Annotated in this window: 8 protein-coding genes and 1 pseudogene; 4 read left to right on the forward strand and 5 right to left on the reverse strand. The window is 71.2% G+C overall.

What is annotated here, in order from left to right; all coding sequences use genetic code 11:
• Positions 1–9: 9 nt before the first annotated feature.
• Positions 10–1671 (reverse strand): dolichyl-phosphate-mannose--protein mannosyltransferase, encoded by a 1662-nt coding sequence (locus tag MJ785_RS10930; RefSeq protein ID WP_370652919.1) that lies wholly within the window; start codon positions 1669–1671, stop codon positions 10–12.
• A 38-nt stretch (positions 1672–1709) separates the two neighbouring features.
• Between MJ785_RS10930 and rsmI the strand changes: the two genes are divergently transcribed.
• A complete protein-coding gene (gene rsmI / locus MJ785_RS10935) occupies positions 1710–2594 on the forward strand; it encodes a 16S rRNA (cytidine(1402)-2'-O)-methyltransferase (RefSeq protein WP_239380658.1) in 885 nt (294 codons plus the stop codon).
• 53 nt (positions 2595–2647) lie between these two features.
• On the opposite strand, the gene MJ785_RS10940 is transcribed toward rsmI, so the two are convergent.
• A complete protein-coding gene (locus MJ785_RS10940) occupies positions 2648–3181 on the reverse strand; it encodes a YdcF family protein (protein WP_239345591.1) in 534 nt (177 codons plus the stop codon).
• Positions 3178–4272, reverse strand: a complete 1095-nt coding sequence (locus MJ785_RS10945) for an ABC transporter substrate-binding protein (RefSeq protein ID WP_239380660.1) — start codon at positions 4270–4272, stop codon at positions 3178–3180. The genes MJ785_RS10940 and MJ785_RS10945 overlap by 4 nt, the downstream gene beginning before the upstream one ends.
• 332 nt (positions 4273–4604) lie before the next feature.
• Between MJ785_RS10945 and MJ785_RS10950 the strand changes: the two genes are divergently transcribed.
• The 3 genes from MJ785_RS10950 to MJ785_RS10960 all read left to right on the forward strand — a co-directional run bounded on the left by MJ785_RS10950 (position 4605) and on the right by MJ785_RS10960 (position 8419).
• On the forward strand, positions 4605–5429 hold the full coding sequence (locus tag MJ785_RS10950) for a TatD family hydrolase (RefSeq protein WP_239311926.1): 825 nt from the start codon (positions 4605–4607) through the stop codon (positions 5427–5429).
• 71 nt (positions 5430–5500) lie between these two features.
• Entirely contained in the window at positions 5501–6340 is an 840-nt protein-coding gene (rsmA, locus tag MJ785_RS10955; protein ID WP_239345690.1) for a 16S rRNA (adenine(1518)-N(6)/adenine(1519)-N(6))-dimethyltransferase RsmA, read from the forward strand.
• 801 nt (positions 6341–7141) lie between these two features.
• A complete protein-coding gene (locus tag MJ785_RS10960; RefSeq protein ID WP_239380662.1) occupies positions 7142–8419 on the forward strand; it encodes an HNH endonuclease signature motif containing protein in 1278 nt (425 codons plus the stop codon).
• Between the two features lie 60 nt (positions 8420–8479).
• Here the strand turns inward: MJ785_RS10960 and MJ785_RS10965 are convergent, their stop codons facing one another.
• Both MJ785_RS10965 and MJ785_RS10970 read right to left on the reverse strand, forming a co-directional pair.
• Entirely contained in the window at positions 8480–9193 is a 714-nt protein-coding gene (locus MJ785_RS10965; RefSeq protein WP_239380664.1) for an alkaline shock response membrane anchor protein AmaP, read from the reverse strand.
• Positions 9190–9403, reverse strand: a pseudogene (locus tag MJ785_RS10970) (hypothetical protein); the annotation flags it as partial. The pseudogene MJ785_RS10970 and the gene MJ785_RS10965, both read right to left, overlap by 4 nt.

A 9403-nucleotide genomic window follows, 5' to 3' on the forward strand; every position in this document is an offset into this window, starting at 1 on the left:
CGGTGGCGGTCAGATCCAGCCTGGGAACCACATGCGGACACGCCATGCCGAGGTCGGGATCACCTGTGCGGTCATGATCGGATAGAAGTAGACGAACAGCAGCACGACAATGATCGTGTAGACGCCGACCGCCAGCGACCCGGCAAGGCGGCGCGTTTCCGAAGCTGTCCGGGAGCCCAACGCGACACCCGCGAGCGCGGTCAGGCCGAGTACAAGGAACGGCAGCAGGGGCAGGGCGTAGAACAGGAACATCGTCCGGCCGGGGAAGGCGAGCCAGGGCAGGAAGGATGTGCCGAAGCCGACCAGTACGAGAGCCGCCCGCCAGTCACGGCGGCTCGCCCACAGCGCGAGGACACCGACCAGAGCGAGCGTGCCGAACCACCAGATCGCCGGGTTGCCGATCGCCAGGATCTCCCGGGAGCAACCGGCCTGGGCCGTGCAGCCGGACTCGGAGACCTTGGGCGCGCTGTAGTAGTAGGCGACCGGGCGCCCCAGCAGCAGCCAGCTCAGTGGCTTGGAGGCATACGGATGCGAGGCATTGAGGTGCTCGTGGAACTGGTAGATCTGCATCTGGTAGTCCCACCAGCTGTGCAGGGCCGCCCACCTGCCGGTACCGAAACGGTGGCGGTTGTACCCTCCGTCGGTGACGAACCAGCCGGTCCACGTCGCGAAGAAGGTCACCACCGGAAGGACGAGAAAGCTCACCCCCCAGATCGGGGTGTCCCGGGCCAGCGCGGCCAGGACCGGCCGGCGCACACCCGCCGTCCGGCGCGCACCCATGTCCCAGGCGATGGCGAGCGCGGCAAACCCGACGATCGTGTAGACCGCGCTCCATTTCACGCCCATGGCCGCGCCCAGAAACAGCCCGCAGGCCAGTCGCCACGGGCGTATGCCGAGCCACGGGCCACGGCCGGACAGGGCCCGGCCGCCGGACTCGCTCCCACCGGTGGCAGCGCTGTCAGCACCGGCAGTATCGGCAGCGCTGCCACCGGTCCGGCCACGGCCAGCCTTCGCCAGCCGGGCCGCCAGCCGGGCGCGGCCATCGTCCCGGTCGAGAACCAGACACGCCAGGGCCAGCACAAGACCTGTCAGCAGGAAGATGTCGAGAATCCCGATCCTGCTCTGGACGAACTCCAGCCCGTCGAAGGCGAGCAGGAGCCCGGCGAAGCAGCCGAGCAGAGTCGAGCGGAACATCCGCCTGGCGGTACGGGCGAAGACGACAACCACGAGCGTTCCCGCGACAGCGGAGGCGAAGCGCCAGCCCAGCTCGGGGTTGCCGTGCCGGGCCCCGGCACAGTCGGTGTAGCCGAAGAACCACTCGGACGCGGCCATCAGCCACTTGCCGAGCGGGGGGTGGACGACGAAGCCAGGGCCGTCACAGCCGCTCTTGATGTCGCTCAGCTCGTAGCCGTGGGTCATCAGGCTGTAGGCGTCGTGGGTGTAGTAGACCTCGTCGAAGTAGATACCACGCGGTTGGGTGAGCTGCCAGAACCTCAGGACACCGGCGACCGCGGCAATCGCGAGCGAGGCGAGCCAACCGATCAGCCGGTCGGTCGGCATCGGCGGTGCCAGCCGGTCCGCCAGCGTCGGGCCGCCGGCAGGGGCCAGGGCAGCCCCGGAGGGCCGCGTGCCGCCGCCGTCCAGGGCTGGATATGTCGTTGTCACCGCCACCGCATCAATGTAGGTCGTGCTCCTGGCACACTCGGTGGGTGTCCGGGACTCTGGTGCTCTGCGGTGCGCCGATCGGTGATGTCCGCGATGCCAGCCCGCGGCTTGGCGAGATCCTCGCGGCCGCCGACATCGTCGCCGCGGAGGACACCCGCCGGCTGCGCCGGCTGGCCGCCGCGCTCGGCGTCACCATCTCCGGGCGGGTTGTCTCCTGCTTCGACGCGAACGAGGCGTCCCGCGCGGACTTCCTGCTCGCCCAGCTGAGCGCCGGCGCCACGGTGGCGCTCATCACGGACGCGGGCATGCCTGCCGTCTCGGACCCGGGGTTTCGGGTGGTGGCCGCCGCGGCCGCGGCCGGTGTGCCGGTCACGGTCGTGCCAGGCCCCTCCGCGGTGACCGCCGCGCTCGCTGTCAGCGGGCTGCCCACGGACCGTTGGGTGTTCGAGGGGTTCCTGCCGCGCCGGCGGGGCGAGCGCCGGTCGCGCCTGACCGAGCTTACTGAGGAGCGGCGCACACTGGTCATCCTGGAGGCTCCGCACCGGTTGCCCGTGACATTGGACGATCTTACCGTGGCCTTCGGGGCTGATCGCAGGGGCGTGCTCTGCCGGGAACTGACCAAGACCTGGGAGGAGATCGTCCGGGACGATCTCGCCGGTCTCAGCGAGTGGGCGCGCGGCCGGGAGATCCGGGGGGAGATCACCCTGGTGGTGGCGGGCGCGCCGCAGGTGTCTCCAGCCACTCGGGCAATGGTCGCCGGGACGCCGGCCGCGGCGGCCTTCGCCGCGGCGCTCGCCGCCGAGGTCACAGGTCACGAAACCAGCGGGACAGCCCGCAAGGAGGCCATCGCGGCGGTGGCGGCGGCCCGCGGAGTGCCGCGTCGCGTGGTCTACGACGCTGTGGTCGCGGCTAAGAGGCTCCGACAATAGGGGACGCGGCGTCGCGGGGCCAAGCGGTGCGTTCTGTCCGTGCCTGATCGAGATCAACAGCTGCGTTGGATGGTCAGCGCCTTCGCCGTCGCGCCCCACTCGTAAATGATCATATATGGCCAGGTGTACCACGGCGGTGCCGCGGTGGCCAACAGGATGCGTCCGGCGTAGCAGCGGTTCAGCCGAAGCCGCGCTCTGGTGCCCTGCGGGGTCCCCGCGACGACCAGTACGGACCGCCAGTTGTAACGGGCGGCGAGCTGCGCGGTCATCCGGGCTTCACCCTGGGTGGTCAGCGGGTCCGGCCGGAAGCAGATCACCTGTACGCTGGGCACCGCGACCGGGCAGCGGTCCTGGCCGAACGGGTTTGAGACGGCGAGCATCGGCGCGTACCCGGCCCGGGTGAGCTCGACCGCCCTGGCCAGCCGGCCCGGGCTGCCCGCGTACATCACGATTGCGTCGACCCGTTGCGGCGGGTCCGTGGCCGGCCAGACGAACAGCCGCGCGGTCGCGATGAGGAACACCACCGCGGCCGCGGCAAAGGCGATCAGGCGCCGGGAGCGCCGTTGCCGTACGTCCACCGGTGTCACGCGGCTTCGGGCCACGGCTGGCCGCCGCGGCGGTGCGGGTAGCGCAGCGGGGCCCGCAAGCGGTCGGGAGGCCAGACCGCGGCGGCCACGCCGTCCTGCCACTGCACCAGATGACCATGATGCCCGATCTGCAGTCCGGTGGCGGGGTCGAGGCGGAAGCGGCCCAACACGGTGGACGTGTCGAGCGCACGTGCCGCGGCGAGCACGGAGAAGTCGTCGATCTGGCCGAGCGACCGCACGCAGCGCCCGAGGAGCAGCCCGGCGGTGAACGCCGCCGCCGCTGCCGCCGACGGCGGCTGGCCGTGCATGTGCTGGTAGCGGTTCACGAACTCGGACACGCTCGGGCCGGTGCCGGCCTGGGCGGGTAGTTGTGGCGACCAGGTTCGTGGGCCCAGCAGCCCCTCACGATGATCACCCATGGTGGTCAGGGCGTCATCATGCCCGGCGGTCGAGAACGCGGCGGCCCGCCACGGCCGGCGCAGCAGGATCTCAGCCGCGGCGGCCTCGTCGTCGGGGCCAGCCTGGACGATCAGGACGTCCGCCGGTGGTAGCCGCCGCGCCGCGGCCTGTGCCTGCCCAGGCCGAAAGACGCTGGAGACCACTTCGAAGCCCCGGGCTGCCGCCGCGGCGCGCGTCACGGAGACGACCTCCAGCGACCAGTCGCCGGCAGCCACCATCAACGCGAGCTTACGTGCCCGCCGGTCGGCGGCGCGGACGGCAGCGAGAACCCCGCGCGTCCAGGTGGCCTGTGGGGCGGTCACGTTGATGACGTTGGGGAAGGCCTGGCGGACGAAGCGCGTCGACGGTGCCGCGATGTTGAACACCACGCGGTCGGTTGCGGCGAACGCCGCGAGCGCGGCCCGCGGCCCGTGCGGGCCGAAGATCGCAGCAGGATTGGCGGCCACGGCGGACCGGATCGCCGCCGCGGGGTGCGGGTGGGCGTCGTAGGCGGTGACGTGGACCTCGTCCCACGCCGGTGGCACGTGCTCGTCACGCGCCCACAGCGTGGCGGCATGCAGCGCGGCCAGACCGGGCGCGGCCGCCGGGCCGGTCAGAGACGTCACGAGTGCGACGGTGAGCGGTGAGGGCATCAGTATCTGTTTACCAGGCGATGGGCCGGCGGCACCTCGGCCGTACCAGGACGCGGTACAAGGGACGTGGTCACGACACCGCAGCCCGGTTGCGCGCGGTCCGTAGGATCGACCGCGATGGCACACGTGCCAACGGCGCGGTTGTCGTCCGGCACCGGTGGCAGCGGTGGCAGCGGCAGGCGGTACCGGACGCTGGCGGCGCCTTCCGAAGCGCCTGGCCGAGGGCGGTGCGATCGTTGTTCCGTTCAACCGGGGCCTCGTGAGGGGCACCGGCGGGGACAGCGCGGTGAAGCGCGGTGGAGATGGAACGGAAGGGCAGGTGGCCTGGCCAGATGGCACGGGATGCCGGACGTCGTGGCGACCCGCCGCAGCCACCGGAACCGCTGGCGGTAGAGGTGATCGACAGCCACTGCCATCTTGACATCATGGGTGGTGATGTGGCGCATGCGGTTGCCGTGGCGCGCGCTGTCGGCATCCGGCGGATGGTCAGCGTGGGGATCGACCTGGCGACCAGCCGTTGGCAGGCGCGGGCCGCGGCCGAGCATCCCGATGTGTACGCGGCGGTCGCGATCCACCCGAACGACGCCGCCGACGGTGTCGACGAACAGACGTTCGCGGAGATCGCCGAGTTGGCCACCATGCCGAAGGTACGGGCGGTTGGCGAGACCGGTCTGGACTACTACCGCACGCCGCCCGAGCGGCACGCCGCCCAGCAGGAGAGCTTCCGCCGTCACATCGCGATCGCCAAGCGGACCGGCCGTACCCTCATGATCCATGACCGGGAGGCGCATGACGACACGCTGCGCATCCTCGCCGAGGAAGGCGCGCCGGACCAGGTGGTCTTCCATGCCTTCTCCGGCGACGCGGTCATGGCGAAGAGCTGCGCGGACGCCGGTTACGTGATGTCGTTCGCCGGTAACCTGACTTTCAGGAACGCGGGTAACCTGCGGGACGCCGCCGCCGTCGCCCCTCGTGACCTGCTCCTCGTCGAGACCGACGCGCCGTTCCTGACACCGGAGCCGTGGCGGGGCCGGCCGAACAGCCCGTATCTGGTACCGCTGACGTTGCGGGCGCTCGCCGCTGCCCGCGGCGAGGATGTCGACACACTCGCCGCGGCGGTAGCCGCCACGTCTGAGCGGATGTTCGGGCCCTGGTAGGCCCCGGCCACGTTGCCCGGGAGGCAGGCTTCGGAGGCGACGGGCTGCTGACGCCGGTCGCTGTGCGTGCTATCGCTGACGATCTGGGTGTGCGACCGGCAAAACGGTGGGGCCAGAACTTCCTCGTCGACCCGAACACGGTCCGCCGCTTGGTGCGTCTGGCTGCGGCCGGATCCGATGAGACGGTCCTGGAGATCGGTCCTGGGCTTGGTTCGCTGACTCTCGGGCTGCTTGCGGCCGCGGGCCGCGTCGTCGCGGTCGAGGTGGACACGCTGCTTGCCGAGGCCCTGCCGGCGACTGCCACGGCCCGGCTCGGCCCGGCTGTGGCGTCCCGGCTGACCGTCGTGGCCGCCGACGGGCTACGTCTCGTTCCCGCGGACCTGCCCGGTGACCCACCGGATGTCCTCGCCGCGAACCTGCCGTACAACGTGGCGGTGCCGCTCCTGCTCGGTGTTCTTGAACGCTTCCCGTCGATTGGGCGGGGGCTGGTCATGGTGCAGGCTGAGGTCGCGGACCGGCTGACCGCGGCGCCGGGCGGCCGGGTGTACGGCGTGCCGAGCGTGAAGGTCGCCTGGTACGCCTCGGCGCGCCCGGCCGGCGCGGTGCCGCGCGCGGTGTTCTGGCCGCGGCCGAACGTCGACTCATCCCTGGTCGCGTTCACCAGGCGCGAGGTTCCAGGGCCGCCGGAACTGCGCGGGTCTGTGTTCGCCGCGGTGGACGCGGCCTTCGCGCAGCGCCGCAAGACCCTGCGGACGGCGCTTGGCGGTTGGGCGGGCTCGTCCGCCGAGGTCGACCGCCTGGCCCGAGCCGTGGGGGTCGACCCGTCCGCCCGCGGCGAGACCCTGGACGTCACGGACTTCACCCGCCTCGCCGTCGCCCGGTCCGTTGACCCACCCGCCTGCGGTGGCTGATCTGGGCCGCTGTGTTCCGAGTTTGCGGTGGGTCAAGTGTCCTGCGGTGTCAGCCCGGTCATATTGTTCCATCGCTGCCGTCGGGTCAGGGTGGAAGTAGGTGCGTTCGTGTCCGGAGACGCAGAGCTGTCCGAAGATACCGGACCGTCGGCCGTGGGGGGCGGCTGGACGCTGCTTCCCTGGGACGGTGACCCTGGATCTGATCGGTCGTCTGTTGCCGCGGCCACGGCGGGCCCGCCCACCCGGCATCGACGGCTGCGGCGGTCCAGCGGCGCTGGCGGCGGCAGGCGGGCGGGGGCCAGGGCTGCCATAGGCCTGTGCGGGTTTGGCGCGGTCCTCGGCATTGTTCTCGTGGTGGCTGGTCACCGTCCGGATGAAATGGCGGATCAGCCGGTCGCCGGCGTGCGCTCAGAGCGCCCCGAGGCGATCGACAACCAACCCCGGTTGCCGACGTCGGTGGATGCTGGACCCTCCATCGCTGCGGGTGGGACTACGTCGGCTGTGACCGCGCCCGCTAGCGGCCCGGTCTCCCAGGCTGCGACTGTGGTCCGGTCTGCCGGGCCGACGTCGGTCTCAGCGGCGCCGGCCACGACGCCGGCCGCTGGGGTCCAGTCGTCTGCACCGGTACCGGGCATGACCGTGTTGCTGCCCTCCGCCCAACCGTCCTCCACCCTGTTGCTCGCCCCGTCATGCCGCGCCGGTCGTGGCCACGGGCATCAGACACCCGACTGCCAGATCGGCTGAGAATTCCTGGTCGCCCGACGGGGTGGAAATGTCGGACCAGACACCTATCCTGAACATATGTTCGAATCGTCTGATGGGTGTGCCGACCCAGGCCCGGCTGGTCCAGGCCCGGCGACCGCCCTCGACCTCGACGGCGTGGACATCGAGGGGCTGGACGCGTCCACCTGCCTGACCCTGATGGCCACCATCACCCGCCAACGCGCCGCCCTCGACGCGGTCATGCTCCGCACGCAGGGCCGCTTCGCCCACCTACGCCCCGAAACCGGCCCACAACGGCCCTTCGGGGAATTCGCCCCGGACGAAGTCGCCGCCGAACTCAACCTGTCCTACAACGCCGCCGCCACCCAACTCGCACTCGCCCACGCCGTAACCCACCGGCTACCCGCAACCCTGGCCGCCCTGGCCGCCGGCATCCTCGATCTGGGCCGGGTCCGCGCCGTCGCCGACGCCACCGAACCGCTCTCCGACGCCCACGCCGCCGCAGTCGAGGCGAGGGTCCTGGCCCACGGCGGACGAGCCAGCCACGCGGCGTTCCGCCAGGCGTTGCGCCGCGCGGTGCTTGCGATCGACCCCGACGGCGCCACACAACGCCACGAACTCCAACGCCGAGGGCGCCGGGTCGGCCTCCAGCCGTTGGAGGAAGGGATGGCCGAGCTCTCGGCGTTCCTGGCCGCCCCCGACGCCCAAGCCGCCTACCAGCGCATCGACGCCCTGGCCCGCCGCGCCGGCGACGCGCAGGATGTCCGGAGTATGGACGAACGCCGCGCCGACGTCCTCACCGACATTCTGCTGGGCCGCCACCACGACGACGACCCGGTCCGCGTCGAGGTCGGAGTGCTGATTCCACTAGGCACCCTGGCGGGGCTGGCCGACACCCCCGGCGAACTGGCCGGCTACGGACCGATCCCGGCCGGGCTCGCCCGCGACCTGGCCGCCAACGCAACCTGGCGACGGCTACTCACCGACCCGGTCGACGGCCACGTCGTCGACGTCGGACGACGCCGATTCCCCTCACCCGCACTGGCCCGCCAGATCCGGGCCCGGGACTGGGTCTGCCGATTCCCGGGATGCCGAACGCCCGCCACCATCTGCGATCTCGACCATGTGCGGGCCTATACCGCGGGCGGCAGCACCGAAGCAGCCAATCTGCTCACGCTATGCCGACATCATCACCGGTTGAAGCACGACGGGACCTGGACCGTCGAAGTAACCGAAACCGGCACGGCCACCTGGACCAGTCCGGAACTACGCGTCTACCAGACCGAACCCGAACCCCACCCGGAACCGCCGCGCACCCCGCAACCGGACCCAGAACCCGAGCCGCCACCCTTCTGACCGGGACACGGCTGCCGGACTCTGATCGAAAATTGCTGGCCGACCACTAAGCAGGGCTGGTCAGTACACGCGGTCACCGTGGCCGGGGTGCGGGATGAGCTGGATTTCGGTGGCGAGGTCCGCGCGGGACAGGGCACCACGCGCATGCGGCAGAGCGGCCCGTTCGATATCGGCTCGGATCCGGCGGACGTCCGTGCTTGGCTTCATGGTCACCACTACCCGTAGCAACGGTCGCTTCCCCGTGCCGAGCAGCCGCGCGCGCACCTGCCGGACGCCCGGCAGCGTAGCCAGTTCGCCTTCCACCGCGCCGGTGAAGGCTCGCGCGTTCACCCGGACGCGCCCGAAGGTGTCGTCGACGACATACAGGCCGGGCAGGTTCCCGGTGGACTTCTGTAGCCACAGCCAGGCGAGCGCCAGCAGGACAACCAGACCCGTGACCGCTCCGGCAACTGGCCAGAACCACACATGCTCGGCGGCAAAGGAGCGGTTCTGCGCGGTGAGCCCATACCGGGCCGCGACGTCATCCCCGAACACCCCCCGACCGGCGAGCAGCGCGACGGCCCCACCGCCCAGGCACACCAGCCCCAACAGAACGAACACCACCCGGTTCAGCAGATCGACTCCAGGGGCGAACGGCTGCCTGCGTGGCCGGGACATCTTCGCCGATCCGGTCGGCTCGATCATGCTTACCTCGTCCGGCTGAATCGGTGGACCGAGCTGGGGGATCGGGCTGTCCATGGTTCGTGCGCTCGTGGGGCTCACGGTTGCGTTCATGTGTGGTCCTTTTTCCGCTCCTCGTTCCGGGCGTCCCGCCGGGTGCCTTCCGGATCGGGTTTGGTCAGATCGAGGCCGACCGGGTGCTGCCTGGCCCGCTCACCCATGGTTGAAACATCGAAGATTGCTTTCGTGGTTGCCGGGGCCGGTGAGGGACCGCTCGAGCCGGTGGGGGCGGGGTCCTGCCGCGCGTCCGCCGGTGGCGGTGGC

The organism is Protofrankia sp. CiT1 (genome assembly GCF_917627335.1).
Lineage (GTDB): Bacteria > Actinomycetota > Actinomycetes > Frankiales > Frankiaceae > Protofrankia.

What these genes read in the sequence shown, in the direction of transcription:
- MJ785_RS10945 (WP_239380660.1), bottom strand. Translation starts at nt 4,272, where the DNA reads ATGCCCTCACCGCTCACCGTCGCACTCGTGACGTCTCTGACCGGCCCG.
- MJ785_RS10950 (WP_239311926.1), top strand. Translation starts at nt 4,605, where the DNA reads ATGGCACGGGATGCCGGACGTCGTGGCGACCCGCCGCAGCCACCGGAA.
- MJ785_RS10960 (WP_239380662.1), top strand. Translation starts at nt 7,142, where the DNA reads ATGTTCGAATCGTCTGATGGGTGTGCCGACCCAGGCCCGGCTGGTCCA.
- MJ785_RS10965 (WP_239380664.1), bottom strand. Translation starts at nt 9,193, where the DNA reads ATGAACGCAACCGTGAGCCCCACGAGCGCACGAACCATGGACAGCCCG.